The following is a 20,482-nucleotide window of genomic DNA, read 5'->3' on the forward strand; positions in this document are numbered from 1 at the left end:
AGCCGCCCTTTCTTGCGGCTTGTTGCTCGAAGCTTGCAGCTGCTTCTATCAGATATCCAGCAACAGACGAGCCGGATCTTCCAGCAGGTTCTTGATGGTCACCAGGAAGGTTACAGCTTCTTTGCCATCGATCAGACGGTGATCGTAGGACAGCGCCAGGTACATCATCGGACGGATCACGACCTGACCGTTGATGGCCATCGGACGCTGGATGATGTTGTGCATGCCCAGAATCGCTGCCTGCGGCGGGTTGACGATCGGGGTCGACATCATCGAACCGAAGGTACCACCGTTGGTGATGGTGAAAGTACCGCCGGTCATTTCGTCCATCGACAGTTTGCCGTCACGGGCTTTCTTGCCGAAGGTGGCGATGCCGCCTTCGATTTCAGCCAGGCTCATGTGCTCGGCGTTACGCAGAACCGGAACTACCAGGCCACGATCGCTGGAAACTGCGACGCCGATGTCGGCATAACCGTGGTAAACGATGTCGTTGCCGTCGATCGAAGCGTTGACCGCCGGGAAGCGTTTCAGCGCTTCGGTGGCAGCCTTGACGAAGAACGACATGAAGCCCAGGCGTACGCCGTTGTGGGACTTCTCGAACAGGTCCTTGTACTTCGAACGCAGGGCCATGACTTCGGTCATGTCGACTTCGTTGAAAGTGGTCAGCATCGCCATGTTCGATTGAGCTTCAACCAGACGCTTGGCAACGGTGGCACGAACGCGGGTCATCGGAACGCGCTTCTCGATGCGGTCGCCAGCGGCGAACACAGGAGCGGCGGCGGCCGGAGCAGCAGCCTTGGCAGGCGCGGCAGCCGGAGCGGCTTTCTTGGCAGCAACGGCTGCAACCACGTCTTCCTTGGTCACGCGACCGCCTTTGCCGGTGCCGGCAACGGAAGCGATGTTGATGCCGTTCTCTTCAGCCAGCTTGCGCGCGGCAGGAGCTGCGATCGGGTCGTCTTCGCCATCAGCGGCAACAGGTGCAGCGGCGGCAGCGGCCGGAGCAGCAGCGGCAGCCGGAGCAGCGGATGCAGCGCCGCCTTCAACGATGGAGCCCAGGACTTCGTCGGACAGGACGGTTTCGCCCTCGCCCTTGACAATTGCGCCCAGCACGCCGTCGGCGGTAGCCAGCACTTCCAGTACGACTTTGTCAGTTTCGATGTCGACGATCAGTTCGTCACGCTTGACGGCGTCGCCCGGTTGTTTGTGCCAGGTGGCAACGGTGCCATCGGCAACCGATTCCGGGAAAGTGGGGGCTTTGATCTCGATAGCCATTATCTGTGGTTCCTTAAATTCGGTTTCAGGTGCGCGAAGGCGTTAAACGGTAAACGCGTCTTGCAGCAGTTGTTCCTGCTGCTCGGCGTGCATCGATGCGTAACCACATGCTGGGGCAGCAGAAGCCTCACGGCCCGCGTACTCGAGTACGAGAGATTTGTTGAGGTTGCTGATGCTGCGACGCAGGTGGTGCTGGCTGCAGTACCAGGCGCCCTGGTTCATCGGCTCTTCCTGACACCACACGGCCGCTTTGGCATTGGTGTAAGGAGCCAGGACTTCTTTCAAGTCGTCCTCAGGGAACGGGTACAGCTGCTCGATACGCACGATGGCGATATCTTCGCGGCCTTCGGCACGACGTTTTTCCAGCAGGTCGTAGTAGACCTTGCCGCTGCACAGAACAACGCGCTCGACCTTTTTCGGGTCCAGTGCATCGATTTCCGGGATAACGGTCTGGAACGAACCTTCGGCCAGATCTTCCAGGGTCGAGATGGCCAGCTTGTGGCGCAGCAGCGACTTTGGAGTCAGAACGACCAATGGCTTGCGCAGCGGGCGAATCACCTGACGGCGCAGCAAGTGGTAGATCTGGGCCGGGGTGGTCGGCATGCACACCTGAATGTTGTGCTCGGCGCACAGCTGCAGGTAACGCTCAAGACGTGCCGAGCTGTGCTCAGGGCCCTGGCCTTCGTAGCCGTGTGGCAGCAGCATGGTCAGACCGCAGAGACGGCCCCACTTGTGCTCGCCGCTGGTGATGAACTGGTCGATAACAACCTGTGCACCGTTGGCGAAGTCGCCGAACTGGGCTTCCCAGATCACCAGCGCGTTCGGCGTGGTGGTCGAGTAACCGTATTCGAACGCCAGTACGGCCTCTTCCGACAGGAACGAGTCGTACAGGTCGAAGCGTGGCTGACCTTCATACAGATGCTTGAGCGGAATGTAGGTACCGGCATCTTTCTGATTGTGCAGCACAGCGTGACGGTGCGAGAACGTACCGCGGCCGATGTCCTGACCGGTCATGCGGATCGGGTGACCTTCAAACGCCAGGGTCGCGTACGCCATGGTTTCGGCGTAACCCCAGTTGATCGGCAGGCCGCCGGCTTGCATCTTCTGACGGTCTTCGTAGATCTTCGCGACCTGACGCTGTACCACGAAGCCTTCCGGAATTTCCAGCAGCTTGGCGGACAGTTCCTGCAGGGTCTTGAGGTCGAAGCGAGTGTCGTGACGCGCAGTCCAGGCGTGGCCCAGATACGGACGCCAGTCCACGAACAGCTCTTTGTTCGGCTCTTTGACCAGCGATTTCACGACGTGCAGACCGTTGTCCAGCGCGTTGCGGTATTCGTCGACTTTCGCCTGAACACGCTCTGCGTCCAGTACACCGGCCTGGGTCAGACGATCAGCGTACAGCTCACGGGTGGTGCGCTGCTTGGTGATCTGCTGATACATCAGAGGCTGGGTGCCGCTTGGCTCGTCGGCCTCGTTGTGGCCGCGACGACGGTAGCAGACCAGGTCGATCACCACGTCACGCTTGAACTGCATGCGGTAGTCGATGGCCAACTGGGTCACGAACAACACGGCTTCCGGATCATCACCATTCACATGGAGGATCGGCGCCTGGATCATTTTCGCAACGTCGGTCGCGTACTCGGTGGAACGCGAGTCCAGCGGGTTGCTGATGGTGAAACCGACCTGGTTGTTGATCACGATGTGCACGGTACCGCCGGTCTTGAAACCGCGGGTCTGCGACATCTGGAAGGTTTCCATCACCACGCCTTGACCGGCGAATGCCGCGTCACCGTGGATGGAGATCGGCAGAACCTTCTCACCGGTAGGGTCGTTGCGACGATCCTGACGGGCGCGAACCGAACCCTCGACCACCGGGGAAACGATTTCCAGGTGGGACGGGTTGAACGCCATGGCCAGGTGAACTTCACCGCCGGTGGTCATTACGTTGGACGAGAAGCCCTGGTGGTATTTAACGTCACCGGAACCCAGCTCGACCTTCTTCTTGCCTTCGAACTCGTCGAACAGCTCGCGCGGGTTCTTGCCGAAGGTGTTGACCAGTACGTTCAGACGGCCACGGTGGGCCATGCCGATGACGACTTCCTTGGTGCCGTAGGAACCGGAACGCTGGATCAGTTCGTCGAGCATCGGAATCAGGCTTTCACCGCCTTCCAGACCGAAACGCTTGGTGCCCGGGTATTTGGTGCCCAGGTATTTTTCCAGGCCTTCACCGGCGGTCACGCGCTCGAGCAGGTGGCTCTTGATGTCCGCGGAATATTCCGGACGGCCACGCACGCTTTCCAGACGCTGCTGGAACCACTGGCGCTGCTCGGAATCGGTGATGTGCGTAAATTCAGCGCCGATGGTGCGGCAATATGTCTGCTGCAACGCTTCGTGAATTTCGCGTAGGCTCGCTTCCTCTTTGCCGATGAACAGGTCGCCGGCACGGAAGGTCGTATCAAGATCGGCATTGGTCAAGCCGTAGTGATTGATCGACAGGTCTGCAGGTGCAGGACGCTGCCACAGCCCCAGCGGGTCAAGCTGGGCTGCCTGGTGGCCACGCATACGGTAGGCCTGGATCAATCGCAGCACTTCAACTTGCTTCTTCTCGTGCTCACTGCTCACGCTGCCGGCGGAAACCGGTTGGGCGCGGCGCTGGTTCTTTGCCAGCAGCACGAAATGATCGCGAATTGTGGAGTGCGAAACATCGGTGGCAGAGCTGCCGTCGGCAGGCAGCTTCTGAAAGTAGGTGCGCCACTCTTCTGGCACAGCGTTAGGGTCGTGCAGGTAGAGCTCGTAGAGCTCTTCCACATAGGCAGCGTTTCCACCTGAAAGGTAGGCGCTGTTCCACATGCGCTGCATCACGCTTTCTTGCATGCTTGGTCACCCTCGGTTAGGGGAACACCATCGGTGCCGACACCGAGCAAGCTTGCAGAAGTCCGAATGCAGCGACCAAAACAAGCCACTTAGGATCACACTGATAGTCCGGGTACCAGCCCGGATGCCCCTGCTTGTCTCATTTCTTCAAAATAAGAGCCGCAGCTTATGGCTGCTGCTCTGGTTATAGCCATGGCGCGGGTTGAAGCCCGCGCCGAAGCCCTCTGCGGGTACAGCGGTTACAGCAGCTGAATCACACGCCGCTCGAAAGCAGCATGTTACGGATGTGACCGATGGCCTTAGTCGGGTTCAGGCCTTTCGGACATACGTTGACGCAGTTCATGATGCCCCGGCAGCGGAAAACGCTGAACGGGTCATCGAGGGACGCCAGACGCTCGGACGTCTTGGTATCACGGCTGTCTGCCAGGAAGCGGTACGCTTGCAGCAGGGCAGCTGGACCCAGGAACTTGTCCGGGTTCCACCAGAAGGACGGGCAAGAGGTCGAGCAGCAGGCGCACAGGATGCACTCGTACAGACCGTCGAGCTTTTCACGCTCCTCAGGGGACTGCAGACGCTCGATGGCCGGAGCCGGCGTGTCGTTCTGCAGGAATGGCTTAACCTTCTCGTATTGCTTGTAGAAGATGCTCATATCGACAACCAGGTCACGGATAACCGGCAAACCTGGCAGCGGACGAACGATCAGCTTGTTACCTTTGACGACAGCGGACAGCGGCGTGATGCACGCCAGGCCGTTCTTGCCGTTGATGTTCATGCCGTCGGAGCCGCAGACGCCTTCACGGCAGGAGCGACGATAGGAGAAACCTTCGTCCTGCTCTTTGATCAGGGCCAGCACGTCCAGCACCATCAGGTCTTTACCACCGGTATCGACCTGGAATTCCTGCATGAACGGCGCAGCGTCCTGATCAGGGTTGTAACGATAAACACTGACTTGCAACATGGCGGTCACCCTTAATAAGTCCGGACTTTAGGTTCGAAAGTCGGAACAGTCTTCGGCGAGAAGTTCACGGCACGCTTGGCGACGCGTTTCTCACCCGGGAAGTAAAGGGTGTGGCACAGCCAGTTTTCGTCGTCACGGTCTTCGAAGTCTTCACGGGCGTGAGCGCCGCGGGACTCTTTACGTACTTCGGCAGCGATGGCGGTAGCTTCAGCCACTTCCAGTAGGTTTTGCAGCTCCAGCGCTTCGATACGTGCAGTGTTGAACGCCTGCGACTTGTCGTTGATCTTCACGTTGGCGATGCGTTTGCGCAGATCGGCCAGCTGGGCAATACCCTTCTGCATGTATTCGCCGGTACGGAATACGCCGAAGTAGTTCTGCATGCAGCTTTGCAGCTCGCGACGCAGAGTAGCGACGTCTTCGCCGTCGGTACGGCTGTTCAGGGCGTTCAGACGCGCCAGGGCAGCTTCGATGTCGGCTTCGGTAGCGTCGTCGTATTCGATGCCGTCGGTCAGCGCCTTTTCCAGGTGCAGGCCGGCAGCGCGGCCGAATACCACCAGGTCGAGCAGCGAGTTGCCGCCCAGACGGTTGGCACCGTGAACCGATACGCAAGCCACTTCACCTACCGCGAACAGACCAGGGATGATCTGATCCACGCCTTCGGCGTCCTGGGTGATCGCCTGGCCGTGAATGTTGGTGGCAACGCCGCCCATCATGTAGTGGCAAGTCGGAACAACCGGAACCGGAGCAACCACCGGGTCAACGTGTGCGAAAGTCTTCGACAGTTCGCAGATACCTGGCAGACGGCTGTGCAGCACTTCCTCGCCCAGATGGTCGAGTTTGAGCATTACGTGGTCGCCATTCGGACCGCAACCGTTGCCGGCGATGATCTCTTTAACCATCGAACGGGCAACCACGTCACGACCGGCAAGGTCTTTGGCGTTCGGAGCATAACGCTCCATGAAACGCTCGCCGTGCTTGTTGATCAGATAACCACCTTCACCACGGCAACCTTCGGTCACCAGTACACCGGCGCCGGCGATGCCGGTCGGGTGGAACTGCCACATTTCGATGTCTTGTACCGGCACGCCAGCACGCAGAGCCATGCCGACGCCGTCACCGGTGTTGATCAGGGCGTTGGTGGTGGATGCATAGATACGACCTGCACCGCCGGTAGCCAGTACGGTGGCTTTGGCGCGGATGTAGGTGGTTTCGCCGGTTTCGATGCAGATCGCGATCACACCGACGAATTCGCCTTCCTGGTTTTTCACCAGGTCGACAGCGTAGTACTCGTTCAGGAACGTGGTACCGGCTTTCAGGTTGCCCTGATAAAGGGTGTGCAGCAGCGCGTGACCGGTACGGTCGGAAGCGGCGCAGGTACGGGCAGCCTGCCCGCCTTTACCGTAATCCTTCGACTGACCGCCGAACGGACGCTGGTAGATACGGCCCTGTTCGGTACGCGAGAACGGCAGACCCATGTGGTCCAGCTCGAATACGGCAGCCGGGCCTTCCTGACACATGTATTCGATAGCGTCCTGGTCACCGATGTAGTCGGAACCCTTGACGGTATCGTACATGTGCCAGCGCCAGTCATCGTTCGGGTCGGCCGAAGCGATGGCGCAGGTGATCCCGCCCTGTGCGGACACAGTGTGCGAACGGGTCGGGAAAACCTTGGTGATCACGGCCGTCTTGTGACCGCCCTGTGCCAGTTGCAGCGCTGCGCGCATGCCGGCACCGCCGCCACCAATAATGATGGCGTCGAAAGAAATCGTTGGAATGTTAGCCATGAATCAGATACCCCAGAGAATCTGCACACCCCAGACGAAGTAAGCGAACATCGCGACGCCGCATACTGCCTGGAAAAGGAAACGTACTGCAGTCGCGGACTTGCCCAGCGCCATTGGCGTCAGGTAGTCGGTCGCGATGGTCCACATGCCGACCCAGGCGTGAGCGCCCAGGGCAACCAGTGCCAGCAGACTGAAGATACGCATTCCGTTGTGGGCGAACAGGCCGTGCCATTGGTCGTAGCCAATGCCCGGGTTCGCGGCGAGGTAGCCGATCAGGAATATGAAATAAGCCGCGAGAACGACCGCAGACACACGCTGTGCCATCCAGTCATAGAGGCCCGAACGCGAAAGGTTTGTAACGCTGGTTACCATATCCAAACTCCTGCCAGAACGATCAGCACCACGGAAACGGCGATGATCAGTTTCGAGCCCAGGCGGCCGCCTTCCAGCGTCTCACCGATGCCCATGTCCATGATCAAGTGGCGCACACCGGCAACCAGGTGATACAGAAGAGCGGACAGGAGGCCCCATGCTACGAACTTGGCCAGCGGGCTGGTCAAGCATGCCTTCACCTCGACATAACCTTCCTCGGAACCCAGGGATTTGCCCAATGCATAAAGCATGATGCCAAGGCCCAGGAAGAGGATGATGCCGGAAACACGGTGAAGAAACGACGTAACGCCGGTGATGGGGAGTTTGATGGTCCTTAGGTCTAGGTTTACAGGTCGTTGGCTTTTCACGGCTTTTTTTTCACACTGAAGAGCCCCTAACAATCAGGGCAAAGTTGTTGGGGAGTGCACTGGTCAGGTAACCACCACCCAGGGATGCGACCCCCAATGAAAGCAAGCCCAAAAGCCCTTGGCGGTCGGTCGCCGAGTATAGACAGTTAGGCTACTAATGACAACGCAATCGCCTACCCCCAATAGCGGATTGCACAAGTCGTATAAAAGGCGTAAATGGCAGGCAATTTCGAGGAAAAAGTACGGTTAAAGCCTTCTGGAGCAAGACTTTAGGCAAATTGACATTCGAATTTATCTCACTATAGTGGTGCGGGCCCTGCGTGGGGGGTCTGTCTGATGATTTCAAGCATAAATAGGAGGCCACATGGCTGACAAAAAAGCGCAGTTGATCATCGAGGGCGCAGCCCCCGTCGAGCTGCCCATTTTAACCGGCACCGTTGGTCCCGATGTTATCGATGTTCGGGGCCTGACGGCCACGGGCCGCTTCACTTTCGACCCCGGTTTCATGTCGACCGCTTCCTGCGAATCGAAGATCACCTATATCGACGGCGACAACGGCATCCTGCTGCACCGCGGCTACCCGATCGAACAGCTGGCTGAAAAGTCGGACTACCTGGAAACCTGCTACCTGCTGCTGAACGGCGAACTGCCGACTGCAGAGCAAAAGGCCCAGTTCGTCGGCACCGTGAAGAACCACACCATGGTTCACGAACAGCTGAAAACCTTCTTCAACGGCTTCCGCCGTGACGCCCACCCAATGGCCGTCATGTGTGGTGTAGTCGGCGCCCTCTCGGCCTTCTACCACGACTCCCTCGACATCAATAACCCGCAGCATCGCGAAATTTCCGCGATCCGCCTGGTTGCCAAGATGCCGACCCTGGCCGCGATGGTTTACAAGTACTCCATGGGCCAACCCATGATGTACCCGCGCAACGACCTGTCGTATGCGGAAAACTTCCTGCACATGATGTTCAACACCCCGTGCGAGATCAAACCGATCAGCCCGGTACTCGCCAAGGCCATGGACCGGATCTTCATCCTCCACGCCGACCACGAGCAGAACGCCTCGACCTCCACCGTGCGTCTGGCGGGCTCCTCGGGCGCCAACCCGTTCGCCTGCATCGCCGCCGGCATCGCCGCACTGTGGGGCCCTGCCCACGGCGGTGCGAACGAAGCCGTGCTGACCATGCTCGATGAAATCGGCGATGTTTCGAACATCGACAAGTTCATCGCCAAGGCCAAGGACAAGAACGATCCGTTCAAGCTGATGGGCTTCGGTCACCGCGTCTACAAGAACCGCGACCCTCGCGCGACTGTAATGAAGCAGACCTGCGACGAAGTGCTGAAGGAACTGGGCATCCAGAACGATCCGCAACTCGAACTGGCCATGCGCCTGGAAGAGATCGCCCTGACCGATCCGTACTTCATCGAGCGCTCGCTGTACCCGAACGTCGACTTCTACTCGGGGATCATCCTCAAGGCGATCGGCATTCCGACCAGCATGTTCACTGTGATCTTCGCCCTGGCACGTACTGTCGGCTGGATCTCGCACTGGAAGGAAATGCTCTCCAGCCCGTACAAGATTGGCCGTCCGCGCCAGCTGTACACTGGCTACGAGTCGCGGGATATCACCAAGCTGGAAGACCGCAAATAAGAGCTTTCTTGCGATAGCGTCTTAGCGTATTACCGGAAACGGCCTCCATGTGAATGGGGGCCGTTTTTCGTTTTGGGCATCTCAGCGGCCTTTGGGCCGACTGTTTTTTTGTTGATTGGGTGTATATCCGTTGCTTCGGGTGCTGCCGCTGGCGGTTTCGCTCTTACAGCGAGTCCCTTTTTCAAACGCCAAAAAGGAACCAAAAGGCTTTTGCCCCGGCGTACGGCACTTCGCTTAGGCTCAGTGTTCCCTCGCTACGGTGTCCATCAGGGGGCATCGCCTACGGTTTGCTTCGCTGCACCTCCTCTCGATGTATGCGGCTGCGCCGCACGGCGCTGCGCGCCTACCCCCTGATGGACACCTCCGCTCGGCCTGCCGAAGTGGCAAAAAATCAAAAGCAGATCAAGAGCCCCTCACCCTAGCCCTCCCGAAACGTCGGACCGCCCGTAGGGAGAGGGGACTGATCGGGGTGTTTGGGAGAGGTACGCCGACATGAATTACCGAGTTGAACTCAGGCTTTGAAAAGCACACCAATCGGCTCCCTCTCCTAGGGGAGAGGGGTGAATCCACCACAAAACCAAAGTCGACCACACCGTGCTCCTCACCACTCAACACGATGAGCGTTAGCTCGAGTAAAGCTTTTGATCTCAGGGCCCGTCGGCAGGCTGAGTGGAGGGATTGATCCGGGGGTGGGAGCGCAGCGACCGTGCGGCGCAGCCGCATGCATCGAGAGGAGGTGCAGCGAAGCAAACCGTAGGCGATGCCCCCGGATCAATCCCGGAGCGAAGGAACCCGAGCCACAGCGAGGGCCGTACGTCAGGGTAAAGCCTTTTGGGTTACCTTTTCGGCGCTTGGAAAAGGTGACTCGCCGTAAGGGCGAAACCCCAAGAAGCCGTTACCGCAGCAACGGATATACACACAAATCAAAACCACCCCAAAGAAAGTCCGATAACCGCCCACAAAAAAATGCCCCAATCTCTCGACCAGGGCACTTCCATCCAACTCAACCTACATATTCAACCTAGAAGCCTCAGTGCGAAACCGCCCCACTAGCCCCCAACCCAGTCTGCGAACGCACAAACTGCGGGAAGAACAGCGCACGCTCATTCTCGGCTTCGGCCGACTTATCGGTGACCGAGAAGAACCAGATCCCGATAAACGCAATGATCATCGAGAACAACGCCGGATACTCGTAAGGGAAGATCGCCTTCTCATGATGCAGAATCTGCACCCAGATGGTCGGGCCAAGAATCATCAGACCCACCGCACTCACCAGGCCCAGCCAGCCGCCAATCATGGCGCCACGGGTGGTCAGCTTCTTCCAGTACATCGAAAGCAGCAGCACCGGGAAGTTGCAGCTTGCCGCGATGGAGAACGCCAGACCCACCATGAACGCAATGTTCTGGCTTTCGAACAGGATGCCCAGGCCAATGGCCAGAACGCCCAGCGCGATGGTGGTGATCTTCGAAACGCGGATCTCATCCTTCTCGTTGGCCTTGCCCTTCTTGATCACGCTGGCGTACAGGTCGTGAGACACCGCCGAAGCCCCGGCCAGGGTCAGGCCGGCCACGACCGCCAGAATGGTCGCGAACGCTACCGCCGAGATGAAGCCGAGGAACACGCTGCCGCCTACGGCGTTAGCCAGGTGCACCGCCGCCATGTTGTTGCCGCCGAGCAGAGCGCCCGCCGCATCTTTAAAGGCCGGGTTGGTGCTGACCAGCAGGATCGCGCCGAAGCCGATGATGAAGGTCAGGATGTAGAAGTAGCCAATGAAACCGGTCGCGTACAGCACGCTCTTACGGGCTTCTTTCGCATCGCTCACGGTGAAGAAACGCATCAGGATGTGCGGCAGGCCGGCGGTACCGAACATCAGTGCCAGCCCCAGGGAGAACGCCGAGATCGGATCCTTTACCAGACCGCCCGGGCTCATGATCGCTTCGCCCTTGGCGTGAACCTTGATCGCTTCGGAGAACAGGGTGTTGAAGTCGAAGTTGACGTGCTTCATCACCATCAGCGCCATGAACGAGGCACCGGACAGCAACAGCACCGCCTTGATAATCTGCACCCAGGTGGTCGCCAGCATGCCGCCGAACAGCACGTACAGGCACATCAGGATACCGACCAGAATCACCGCGACGTGGTAGTCGAGACCGAACAGCAGCTGGATCAGCTTGCCGGCACCGACCATTTGCGCGATCAGGTAGAACGCTACCACCACCAGCGAACCGCAGGCCGACAGCGTGCGAATCTGGGTTTGCCCGAGGCGGTAGGACGCCACGTCGGCAAAGGTGTATTTGCCCAGGTTACGCAGACGCTCGGCGATCAGGAACAGAATAATCGGCCAGCCCACCAGGAAGCCGATCGAGTAGATCAGGCCGTCGTAGCCGGAGGTAAACACCAGCGCGGAAATACCCAGGAAGGACGCCGCCGACATGTAGTCACCGGCAATTGCCAGACCGTTCTGGAAACCGGTGATCTTGCCGCCCGCCGCATAGTAGTCGGCCGCCGATTTGTTGCGCTTGGACGCCCAGTAGGTGATGCACAAGGTCGCGCCAACGAACACCACGAACATGACGATCGCGGAAACGTTGAGTGGTTGTTTGTGGACTTCGCCGGTCAGGGCGTCAGCGGCCCAGACGGCCGGAGCGAACGCTGCGATGCTCAAAAGAGCCAGTAGACGCCGGATCATTGCTGAGCCTCCTTCAGAATCGCATTGTTCAGGTCGTCAAACTCGCCATTGGCGCGACGTACGTAAATGCCGGTCAGGATGAAGGCCGAGACAATCAGTCCGACACCGATCGGGATGCCCCAGGTGATGGATGATTCGGGACTGATTTTCGTCCCGAGCACTTGCGGCCCGTACGCGATCAGAAGGATGAAGCCGGAATAAAGCCCGAGCATGATCGCCGAGAGTATCCAGGCGAACCTTTCTCTTTTCTTGACCAGCTCCTTGAAGCGCGGGCTGTTCTGAATCGAGAGGTAAATGCTGTCGTTCATTGTTTTTATCCTCGCAGCACAGATTTTTATTTTTGGAACATATCCACTGTATGCGGCTGCGAGCCGGGTTCCAGACGACCTTAGTAGTAGAACGCCATGACGTTTTTGCCAATTTCCAGACCAGCCGAAAACGCCCACCCCTTCCTATTAATAGAGGACAAACAAAAAAGGCCGCCCGACGGTCATGTCGGGCGGCCCTGGAAAGCGCAGATTAGACGCTTCGGCTTAGATCACTTGGTCCAGTCGGCAACACGCTCAGGGTGCTTGGCAACCCAATCCTTGGCCGCTACGTCAGGTTTTGCACCGTCCTGAATCGCCAGCATGACTTCGCCGATTTCGTCTTTCGAAGCCCACTGGAAGTTCTTCAGGAACTTGGCCACTTCCGGCGCCTTGGTCGCCAGTTCCTTGCTGCCGATGCTGTTCACGGTTTCAGCCGCCCCGTATACGCCTTTCGGGTCGTCGAGGAAGCGCAGTTTCCACTTGGCGAACATCCAGTGCGGCACCCAGCCGGTGACGGCAATGGATTCGTTTTTCTTCTCGGCGCGGGTCAGCTCGGCAATCATGCCGGCGCCGGAACTGGCCTTGAGGGTGTATTTGTCGAGGCCGTAATCCTTGATCGCCTGATCGGTCTTGAGCATCACGCCTGAGCCCGCGTCGATGCCGACGATGCGATTCTTGAAGGAGTCGTCGGTTTTCAGGTCCTCGATCGACTTGGCCTTGACGTACTCCGGCACGATCAGACCGATTTTCGCGTCCTTGAAGTTCGGGCCGTAATCGACGACCTGATCCTTGTTCTTGGTCCAGTATTCGCCGTGAGTCACCGGCAGCCAGGCCGAGAGCATGGCGTCGAGTTTGCCGGTGGCAACGCCCTGCCACATGATGCCGGTGGCCACGGCCTGCAGTTTCACGTCGTAGCCGAGTTTCTGCTTGATCACTTCGGCTGCCACGTGAGTGGTCGCGACGCTGTCGGACCAGCCGTCAACGTAACCGATGTTCAGGGTCTGTTTTTCAGCGCTGGCGAAAGTGGAGCTCATCGCAAGTACCAGAGCGGCACCTGCGCCTAAAAGTCGTCGCATCTTCATCGTTACTTCCCCGAAATGCTGCGCCCGACGGATGCCGGGCATCGTCAACGTATTGTTATGGTGCACAGCGCCCCCATCACGCCTGACCGCAAACTCGTTCGAACATCAGCGGAGTACTGACGCTTTTGATCATCAACCTGACGCCCGATAAGACCTGCTCTGCCAGCGACCTCGAAGCAACGAGAAACGACATCAGAACGCCATTAACTGCGTCCGGATATTTGGCGCCAGACAATCCGCCCGAACTTTGCATGTCAAAATCGTGCGGGCCACCAACCTGCTTATAAATGCAGGTAACATGCGTCGCTTTGCAGCCACTCGGCCTGACCATGTCCGCGACTTCCCGCTTCCCCTTTCTTCCTTATCTGTTCGCCTGCCTGCTCGGGCTGTTTGCCCTGTGCGGTTTCTGGTACGGCCTCGGTAAACCGGTGATCCTGCCGGACGTCGCCACCCCGACCCACAAGTTGCAATGCGCCTCCTACACCCCGTTCGATAAAGACCAGTCGCCGTTCGACGTGCCGTTCAAACTGCGCCCGGAGCGCATGGACGCCGACCTCGCCCTGCTCGCCACCCGCTTTGAATGCATCCGCACCTACTCAATGAGCGGTCTCGAAGCGCTGCCGGATCTGGCGCGCAAACATGGTTTGAAGTTGATGAGCGGCGCGTGGGTCAACAGCAATCCGGTGGCCACCGAGAAGGAAGTCGACTTGCTGATCGCCTCGGCCAATGCCAACCCGGACGTGGTCAGCGCCGTGATCGTCGGCAACGAAGCCTTGCTGCGCAATGAAGTGACCGGCGCGCAGTTGGCGAAGCTGATCAACAAGGTCAAGAGCCACATCAAGCAGCCGGTGACCTATGCCGATGTCTGGGAGTTCTGGCTCAAGCACCCGGAAGTCGCGCCGGCAGTTGACTTCATCACCATTCATTTATTGCCGTATTGGGAAGATCATCCATGGGGTGTCGATGTGGCATTGTCCCATGTGGCCGAAATACGTCGCAGCTTCGGCAATACATTTGAGTCGAAAGAAATAATGATCGGCGAAACGGGTTGGCCGAGCGAAGGTCGGCAACGCAAGACAGCAATACCGAGCCGCGAAAACGAAGCCAGATTTATTCGTGGTTTCGTCGCGATGGCCGAGAAGGAAGGCTGGCGTTACAACCTGGTCGAAGCGTTCGACCAGCCATGGAAGCGCGGCAGCGAAGGCGCGGTCGGCGGTTACTGGGGGCTGTTCGATGCGGATCGCCAGGACAAAGGCGTGCTGGCCGGCCCGGTGTCGAACGTGCCGTACTGGTCGCAGTGGCTGGCGGTCGGCGGGCTGATCGTCCTCGGCACATTACTGCTGGGCGGCCGGGTTCGCACGACGCGCTCGGCGCTGATCCTGCCGCTGCTCGGCGCCCTCGCCGCCTGCTCGATCGGTGCCTGGGGTGATCTGGCGCGGGTGACCACGCGATTTGCCAGCGAATGGCTCTGGGTCGGCTTGCTGACGGCTCTGAATCTGTTGGTGCTGGCCCATGCCGCGCTGACCTTGAGCGCCCGTAATGGCTGGCGTGAACGGGCGTTCAACGCTTTCGAGCGACGGGCCGGCTGGCTGGTGGCGGCAGCCGGTTTTGCCGCTGCGGTGATGATGCTGGAGTTGGTGTTCGATCCGCGCTATCGCAGCTTCCCGAGCGTGGCGTTCATCCTGCCGGCGCTGGTTTACCTGTGCCGTCCAGTGCCCGTGGCCCGTCGAGAGATCGCCCTGCTGACCTTCATCATCGGCGCCGGCATTGCGCCGCAGCTCTACAGCGAAGGACTGCAGAATCAGCAGGCCTGGGGCTGGGCGCTGGTCAGCGTGTTGATGGTGGCTGCACTATGGCGCTGCCTGCGGGTTCGCAAGGGCTGATCTTCAGAGGCTGAACCGGCCTCTTCGCTGGCAAGCCAGCTCCCACAGGATTCCTGCCTGCCACAGGTTCTGTATCTACATGGATCAAGTGTGGGAGCTGGCTTGCCAGCGATGGCTGACTGTCAGACGCCGCGAGGCGCTCTAACCAGTCGCAAACCGGCAATCACCACCGCAAACACCGCCAGCGTCGTGTTGTACAGCGCCAGCCCAGGCAACCCGAACACCAGCGCCAGCACCGCCAGCCACCACCCTGCCCGGCCCGGGACGACAAAACCGATCACCGCAGCCACGACCGCCGCCCAGCCAAGCAGCTGGAAATGAATCATCAGGCCCAGATTCGAGCGCACCGAGCATTCCCAGCGGCTCGCCTCATCCACGCAGATGCCCACCCACTGCGCGTCCTCCATGAAGCCATAACGCGCGCCATAACTGGCAGCCAGCCACAGCGGCAACAGAACGAGCAGCAGAATCACGGGCAAGCGGCGGGACATGGAACACTCCAATCGATGAAATCGGCGGCCAGCTTAATCTGCCGCGGCGCATACGCAAGGACTAACAACTCTTAACTGGTCATTCCTTCCTTGCAAAGTGTATCGTCCGGCTACTATTACTCCGAATTCCGTCAGTTTGGTGCCGAGGCATGGCACTTTGGCGCAACCCCGGTGGTCATAGCCTGCGAACTTCATTCGGCACCTTCCTCTAAGGGATCCAGTCATGCTCCGTTCCTTGCGCTTCGCCGCCCTGTTTGGCGGCCTTATTCTGAGTGCGTCCGCACTGGCGGTGGATATCGACGCCGCCAGCTATGGCTATCCCCTGACCAATCCATTCGAGGCGACCATCGCTACCACGCCGCCGGACTTGCGCCCGGAACTGCCAGTGGACGACGACATCGATCAGGCCGACCGCAGCGTCACCCTGCGCCCCGAGCGCGAATTCATCCTGCCGGACAATTTCTGGCCGGTGAAAAAACTGACCTACCGCATCGCCACCCAGGACAAGGCCGCACCGCTGATCTTCCTGATCGCCGGCACCGGCGCGCGTTATGACAGCACGCTCAACGAGTACCTGAAGAAGCTTTATTACAAGGCTGGCTACCACGTCGTGCAGCTGTCATCGCCGACCAGCTTCGACTTCATGAGCGCCGCCTCGCGTTTCGCCACCCCCGGCGTGACCAAGGAAGACGCCGAAGACATGTACCGGGTGATGCAGGCGGTGCGGGCGCAAAACCCGAAAGTGCCGGTCACTGACTATTACCTCAGCGGCTACAGCCTGGGTGCGCTGGACGCGGCGTTCGTCGCCCATCTGGATGAAACCCGTCGCAGCTTCAACTTCAAGAAAGTCCTGCTGCTGAATCCGCCAGTCAACCTCTACACCTCGATTACCAACCTCGACAAGCTGGTACAGACCGAGGTCAAGGGCATCAACAACAGCACCACCTTCTATGAACTGGTGCTGAACAAACTGACCCGCTACTTCCAGCAAAAGGGCTACATCGACCTCAACGATGCGCTGCTCTACGACTTCCAGCAGTCCAAGCAACACTTGAGCAACGAGCAGATGGCGATGCTGATCGGCACGTCATTCCGCTTCTCGGCGGCCGATATCGCGTTCACTTCGGACCTGATCAACCGTCGCGGCCTGATCACTCCGCCGAAATTCCCGATCACCGAAGGCACCAGCCTCACGCCGTTCCTCAAGCGTGCGCTGCAATGCGACTTCGACTGCTACCTCACCGAACAGGTGATCCCGATGTGGCGCGCCCGCACCGACGGCGGCAGCCTGCTGCAGCTGATCGATCAGGTGAGCCTGTACGCCTTGAAGGATTACCTGCACGACAGCCCGAAAATCGCCGTCATGCACAATGCCGACGACGTGATCCTCGGCCCGGGCGACCTCGGTTTCCTGCGCAAAACCTTCGGTGATCGCCTGACCGTTTACCCGCTGGGCGGCCATTGCGGCAACCTTAACTACCGCGTCAACAGCGACGCCATGCTGGAGTTCTTCCGTGGCTAAATATCTCCTGCTGATTGCAGCACTCCTCAGTGCAGGTATGGCCCAGGCCGACAACAGCAAAGCCAATGCACCGGTGGTCATCGACAGCGACGGCTTCAAGGAGCCGCTGTCCAAACTCAAGTTCAACCCGGGGCTGGATCAGCGCGAGTTCGAGCGCTCGACCCTCAGCGCGCTGAACGTCTATGACCCGCTGGAAGAGTGGAACCGCCGCGTCTACCACTTCAACTACCGCTTCGACCAATGGGTGTTCCTGCCGGTGGTCAATGGCTATCGCTACGTCACCCCGAGCTTCGTGCGCACCGGCGTGAGCAACTTCTTCAACAACATTGGCGACGTACCGAACCTGGTCAACAGCCTGTTGCAGTTCAAGGGCAAGCGCTCGATGGAAACCACCGCGCGCCTGCTGCTCAACACCACTATCGGCATCGCCGGGCTCTGGGATCCGGCCACCGCCATGGGCCTGCCGCGCCAGAACGAAGACTTCGGCCAGACCCTGGGCTTCTACGGCGTACCGGGCGGTGCTTACTTCGTGCTGCCGATCCTCGGCCCGTCGAACCTGCGCGATACCGCAGGCCTGGCTGTGGATTACACCGCCGAATCCGCGATCAACTTCCTCAACGTTTCGGAAGTCAGTTCCAACCATCCGGAAGTCTGGGCCTTGCGCGCCGTCGACAAGCGCTACCAGACCAGCTTCCGCTACGGTCAGCTGAACTCACCGTTCGAGTACGAAAAGGTGCGCTACGTCTACACCGAGTCGCGCAAGTTGCAGATCGCCGAGTAAAAACGCCAGCCACAAAAAAGGCCATTCGATGCGAGTCGAATGGCCTTTTTGTTTGCCTCAGGATTCAACCCTTCAGCGCTTTCCAGACTTTGCCGATCACGGATACACCGGCCAGCACCACCGCACCCGCGATGATCCCCGCCACGCCGTTCAACAGCATCGGCACCACGAACCCGGCGCCACCGGCCGCCGCGCCGACGCTTTCGATCCAGTGATGCACCACCGGCACACCGTGGGTCAGGATGCCGCCGCCCACCAGGAACATCGCTGCCGTACCGATCACAGACAGGCCTTTCATCATGTACGGCGCCGCACGCAGAATGCTGTTGCCGATGTTTTTGGCCATCTGCCCGGGCTTCTGGGTCAGCCACAGACCGAGGTCATCGAGTTTGACGATACCGGCCACCAAACCGTAAACGCCGACGGTCATGACGATGGCGATGCCCGACATCACGATCACTTGCTGGGTCAGCGAAGCATCGGCCACGGTGCCGAGGGTGATGGCGATGATTTCCGCCGAGAGGATAAAGTCGGTGCGGATCGCGCCTTTGATTTTGTCCTTCTCGTACGCCACCAGATCGGTTGCCGGATCAGCCACGGCCTCAACCAACTGGGCGTGCTCGGCCTCGTCCTCGGCCTTGCTGTGCAGGAACTTGTGCGCGAGTTTTTCGAAACCTTCGAAACACAGGTAAGCGCCACCGACCATCAACAGTGGCGTCACCAGCCACGGCACGAACGCACTGATCGCCAGCGCCGACGGCACCAGGATCAGTTTGTTGACGAAAGAACCCTTGGCCACCGCCCAAACGACGGGGATTTCCCGCTCCGCGCGTACGCCGGAGACCTGCTGGGCATTGAGCGCCAAGTCGTCGCCGAGCACGCCGGCGGTCTTCTTGGCAGCCATTTTGGTCATCAACGCAACGTCGTCCAGAACGGTGGCGATGTCGTCGATCAGCACCAGCAAACTGCTTCCTGCCATGAATCATGTTTCCTTATGTGAATAATGCCGCGCAGCATACCGCGACTGCGGGCCACACGGGGCATTGTTGAGCGCCGCGCGAGGCCGGTGCTACCATGCGCAACCGCCAGAACAGGCAAGGAACCACCGGGTTTATGAGCACAATCCGCGAGCGCAACAAAGAACTGATCCTGCGTGCAGCCAGTGAAGAGTTTGCCGACAAGGGCTTCGCTGCGACCAAAACCAGCGACATCGCCGCCAAGGCAGGACTGCCCAAGCCCAACGTCTATTACTACTTCAAGTCCAAGGAAAACCTCTACCGCGAGGTGCTGGAAAGTATCATCGTGCCGATTCTGCAGGCCTCGACCCCGTTCAATCCGGACGGCGTACCAAGCGAAGTGCTGAGCGGCTACATCCGCTCGAAGATCCGCATCTCCCGCGACCTGCCCTTTGCCTCCAAGGTGTTCGCCAGCGAAATCATGCACGGCGCCCCGCACCTGAGCGCCGACCTGGTCGAGCAGCTCAACGGCCAGGCCAAGCACAACATCGACTGCATCCAGACCTGGATCGACCGCGGCCAGATCGCCCCGATCGACCCCAACCACCTGATGTTCAGCATCTGGGCCGCAACCCAGACCTACGCCGACTTCGACTGGCAGATCTCCGCCATCACCGGCAAGGACAAACTCGACGAAGCCGATTATGAAGCGGCAGCACAAACCATCATCCGGTTGGTGCTCAAGGGCTGCGAGCCGGACTGAAAATTCGCGGTGCGCCTATCTCGAGCAAGTCGAATCGTCGCACCGCAGCCCCCACAGATTTCTGTGCTGAATTCAGATTTAGCAAACAACACACATCCCTGTGGGAGCTGGCTTGCCAGCGATGAAGGCAACTCGGTTCAAAGTTGCTAAAGCCAAACTGCATCCCACAGCGGATAGTCGCCGATTTTACCCACCAGCCCAGCGCACAAAGGGTTGGCCACTACATACCGTGCCATTTTCACCAAGTCATCTTCCCGCCTCAACGCCCGGTCATGGTAACCCTGCTGCCATAATGGCCCATGTCTGCCACTGTGCAGATTCACCTCTCGCGCAATCAGGGATTTGGTCTCGCGCATCAGTTTGCGGAGAGAGCAATTTTCCAGCTCGACCAGCCAGTGAAAATGATCGGGCATCACAACCCACGCCAACGATTTCGCCATTCCGTGGTCCTGTGCGCGACGAAGTTGATGAACAAACAGTCTGCCCAACGCCAAATCGGCAAAGATCGGTTCTCGATCAAGAGTGTTTGAAGTCAGTAAATAGATTTGATTCGGCTCGGCATAGCGACCGGTTCGCAGACGATGCGAAGCAGGAAGATCAGGCAATCCGTTGCCCCTTTCTGATGAGTTCATCAGAAGGCTAGACCTCAATGATTCCTTTGACTGGGTCAGTCTGTTATCTGGATGTGTCAGTAAGACCGCCATCGCTGGCAAGCCAGCTCCCAC

At 59.1% G+C, this 20,482-nt stretch carries 17 protein-coding genes; 5 read left to right on the plus strand and 12 right to left on the minus strand.

Annotated elements, in window-relative coordinates:
* Positions 1 to 48 precede the first annotated feature (48 nt).
* From odhB to sdhC, 6 genes are all read right to left on the minus strand, one after another.
* On the minus strand, positions 49 to 1,272 hold the full coding sequence (odhB, locus tag QLG12_RS17635) for a 2-oxoglutarate dehydrogenase complex dihydrolipoyllysine-residue succinyltransferase (RefSeq protein ID WP_282474989.1): 1,224 nt from the start codon (positions 1,270 to 1,272) through the stop codon (positions 49 to 51).
* A 42-nt stretch (positions 1,273 to 1,314) separates the two neighbouring features.
* Positions 1,315 to 4,146 (minus strand): 2-oxoglutarate dehydrogenase E1 component, encoded by a 2,832-nt coding sequence (locus QLG12_RS17640; RefSeq protein WP_011333115.1) that lies wholly within the window; start codon positions 4,144 to 4,146, stop codon positions 1,315 to 1,317.
* Positions 4,147 to 4,399: 253 nt separating this feature from the next.
* The gene (locus QLG12_RS17645; RefSeq protein ID WP_007959035.1) at positions 4,400 to 5,104 is read right to left on the minus strand and encodes a succinate dehydrogenase iron-sulfur subunit; all 705 of its coding nucleotides are present in this window, start codon (positions 5,102 to 5,104) and stop codon (positions 4,400 to 4,402) included.
* A gap of 11 nt (positions 5,105 to 5,115) precedes the next feature.
* Positions 5,116 to 6,888, minus strand: a complete 1,773-nt coding sequence (gene sdhA, locus QLG12_RS17650) for a succinate dehydrogenase flavoprotein subunit (protein WP_085655464.1) — start codon at positions 6,886 to 6,888, stop codon at positions 5,116 to 5,118.
* 3 nt (positions 6,889 to 6,891) lie between these two features.
* Positions 6,892 to 7,260 (minus strand): succinate dehydrogenase, hydrophobic membrane anchor protein, encoded by a 369-nt coding sequence (gene sdhD / locus QLG12_RS17655; protein WP_007977503.1) that lies wholly within the window; start codon positions 7,258 to 7,260, stop codon positions 6,892 to 6,894.
* Positions 7,254 to 7,628 (minus strand): succinate dehydrogenase, cytochrome b556 subunit, encoded by a 375-nt coding sequence (gene sdhC, locus QLG12_RS17660; protein WP_011333113.1) that lies wholly within the window; start codon positions 7,626 to 7,628, stop codon positions 7,254 to 7,256. The genes sdhD and sdhC overlap by 7 nt, the downstream gene beginning before the upstream one ends.
* A 364-nt stretch (positions 7,629 to 7,992) precedes the next feature.
* Between sdhC and gltA the strand changes: the two genes are divergently transcribed.
* On the plus strand, positions 7,993 to 9,282 hold the full coding sequence (gene gltA, locus QLG12_RS17665) for a citrate synthase (protein ID WP_007959044.1): 1,290 nt from the start codon (positions 7,993 to 7,995) through the stop codon (positions 9,280 to 9,282).
* Between the two features lie 1,030 nt (positions 9,283 to 10,312).
* Here gltA and QLG12_RS17670 read toward each other — a convergent pair.
* The 3 genes from QLG12_RS17670 to QLG12_RS17680 form a co-directional block, all read right to left on the minus strand.
* Positions 10,313 to 11,971, minus strand: coding sequence for a cation acetate symporter (locus QLG12_RS17670; protein ID WP_011333112.1), 1,659 nt, complete (start codon positions 11,969 to 11,971; stop codon positions 10,313 to 10,315).
* Positions 11,968 to 12,279 carry a DUF485 domain-containing protein gene (locus tag QLG12_RS17675; RefSeq protein WP_011333111.1) on the minus strand — a complete coding sequence of 104 codons (312 nt, stop codon included), beginning with the start codon at positions 12,277 to 12,279 and terminating at the stop codon, positions 11,968 to 11,970. Before QLG12_RS17675 ends, QLG12_RS17670 begins: the two co-directional genes overlap by 4 nt.
* 230 nt (positions 12,280 to 12,509) lie before the next feature.
* The gene (locus QLG12_RS17680; RefSeq protein ID WP_197869605.1) at positions 12,510 to 13,361 is read right to left on the minus strand and encodes a glycine betaine ABC transporter substrate-binding protein; all 852 of its coding nucleotides are present in this window, start codon (positions 13,359 to 13,361) and stop codon (positions 12,510 to 12,512) included.
* Between the two features lie 287 nt (positions 13,362 to 13,648).
* Here QLG12_RS17680 and QLG12_RS17685 point away from each other — a divergent pair, with 287 nt between their 5' ends.
* Positions 13,649 to 15,244, plus strand: coding sequence for a glycosyl hydrolase family 17 protein (locus tag QLG12_RS17685; RefSeq protein WP_282474990.1), 1,596 nt, complete (start codon positions 13,649 to 13,651; stop codon positions 15,242 to 15,244).
* A gap of 122 nt (positions 15,245 to 15,366) precedes the next feature.
* Here QLG12_RS17685 and QLG12_RS17690 read toward each other — a convergent pair whose 3' ends face one another.
* Complete coding sequence (locus tag QLG12_RS17690; protein ID WP_197869607.1) at positions 15,367 to 15,735, minus strand: hypothetical protein; 369 nt, start codon at positions 15,733 to 15,735, stop codon at positions 15,367 to 15,369.
* A 223-nt stretch (positions 15,736 to 15,958) separates the two neighbouring features.
* On the opposite strand from QLG12_RS17690, the gene QLG12_RS17695 reads away from it, so the two are divergent.
* Complete coding sequence (locus QLG12_RS17695; protein WP_197869608.1) at positions 15,959 to 17,257, plus strand: serine/threonine protein kinase; 1,299 nt, start codon at positions 15,959 to 15,961, stop codon at positions 17,255 to 17,257.
* The gene (locus tag QLG12_RS17700) at positions 17,250 to 18,038 is read left to right on the plus strand and encodes a VacJ family lipoprotein (RefSeq protein WP_197869609.1); all 789 of its coding nucleotides are present in this window, start codon (positions 17,250 to 17,252) and stop codon (positions 18,036 to 18,038) included. Before QLG12_RS17695 ends, QLG12_RS17700 begins: the two co-directional genes overlap by 8 nt.
* Before the next feature lie 64 nt (positions 18,039 to 18,102).
* On the opposite strand, the gene QLG12_RS17705 is transcribed toward QLG12_RS17700, so the two are convergent.
* A complete protein-coding gene (locus tag QLG12_RS17705; protein ID WP_282474991.1) occupies positions 18,103 to 19,017 on the minus strand; it encodes a DUF808 domain-containing protein in 915 nt (304 codons plus the stop codon).
* 134 nt (positions 19,018 to 19,151) lie between these two features.
* Between QLG12_RS17705 and QLG12_RS17710 the strand changes: the two genes are divergently transcribed.
* Positions 19,152 to 19,757 carry a TetR/AcrR family transcriptional regulator gene (locus QLG12_RS17710; RefSeq protein WP_064378648.1) on the plus strand — a complete coding sequence of 202 codons (606 nt, stop codon included), beginning with the start codon at positions 19,152 to 19,154 and terminating at the stop codon, positions 19,755 to 19,757.
* Between the two features lie 146 nt (positions 19,758 to 19,903).
* Here QLG12_RS17710 and QLG12_RS17715 read toward each other — a convergent pair whose 3' ends face one another.
* Positions 19,904 to 20,362, minus strand: a complete 459-nt coding sequence (locus QLG12_RS17715) for a transposase (protein WP_282475031.1) — start codon at positions 20,360 to 20,362, stop codon at positions 19,904 to 19,906.
* Between the last annotated feature and the right edge of the window lie 120 nt (positions 20,363 to 20,482).

The sequence above is a fragment of the Pseudomonas sp. V88_4 genome (assembly GCF_029967985.1).
Taxonomy (GTDB): Bacteria; Pseudomonadota; Gammaproteobacteria; order Pseudomonadales; family Pseudomonadaceae; genus Aquipseudomonas; species Aquipseudomonas glycinae.

Coding starts and splice junctions, on each gene's coding strand:
- sdhA (WP_085655464.1), bottom strand. CDS start 6,888: ATGGCTAACATTCCAACGATTTCTTTCGACGCCATCATTATTGGTGGC.
- QLG12_RS17685 (WP_282474990.1), top strand. CDS start 13,649: ATGCAGGTAACATGCGTCGCTTTGCAGCCACTCGGCCTGACCATGTCC.
- odhB (WP_282474989.1), bottom strand. CDS start 1,272: ATGGCTATCGAGATCAAAGCCCCCACTTTCCCGGAATCGGTTGCCGAT.
- QLG12_RS17705 (WP_282474991.1), bottom strand. CDS start 19,017: ATGGCAGGAAGCAGTTTGCTGGTGCTGATCGACGACATCGCCACCGTT.
- gltA (WP_007959044.1), top strand. CDS start 7,993: ATGGCTGACAAAAAAGCGCAGTTGATCATCGAGGGCGCAGCCCCCGTC.
- QLG12_RS17690 (WP_197869607.1), bottom strand. CDS start 15,735: ATGTCCCGCCGCTTGCCCGTGATTCTGCTGCTCGTTCTGTTGCCGCTG.
- QLG12_RS17675 (WP_011333111.1), bottom strand. CDS start 12,279: ATGAACGACAGCATTTACCTCTCGATTCAGAACAGCCCGCGCTTCAAG.
- QLG12_RS17670 (WP_011333112.1), bottom strand. CDS start 11,971: ATGATCCGGCGTCTACTGGCTCTTTTGAGCATCGCAGCGTTCGCTCCG.
- sdhD (WP_007977503.1), bottom strand. CDS start 7,260: ATGGTAACCAGCGTTACAAACCTTTCGCGTTCGGGCCTCTATGACTGG.
- QLG12_RS17695 (WP_197869608.1), top strand. CDS start 15,959: ATGCTCCGTTCCTTGCGCTTCGCCGCCCTGTTTGGCGGCCTTATTCTG.
- QLG12_RS17645 (WP_007959035.1), bottom strand. CDS start 5,104: ATGTTGCAAGTCAGTGTTTATCGTTACAACCCTGATCAGGACGCTGCG.
- QLG12_RS17640 (WP_011333115.1), bottom strand. CDS start 4,146: ATGCAAGAAAGCGTGATGCAGCGCATGTGGAACAGCGCCTACCTTTCA.
- QLG12_RS17680 (WP_197869605.1), bottom strand. CDS start 13,361: ATGAAGATGCGACGACTTTTAGGCGCAGGTGCCGCTCTGGTACTTGCG.
- QLG12_RS17710 (WP_064378648.1), top strand. CDS start 19,152: ATGAGCACAATCCGCGAGCGCAACAAAGAACTGATCCTGCGTGCAGCC.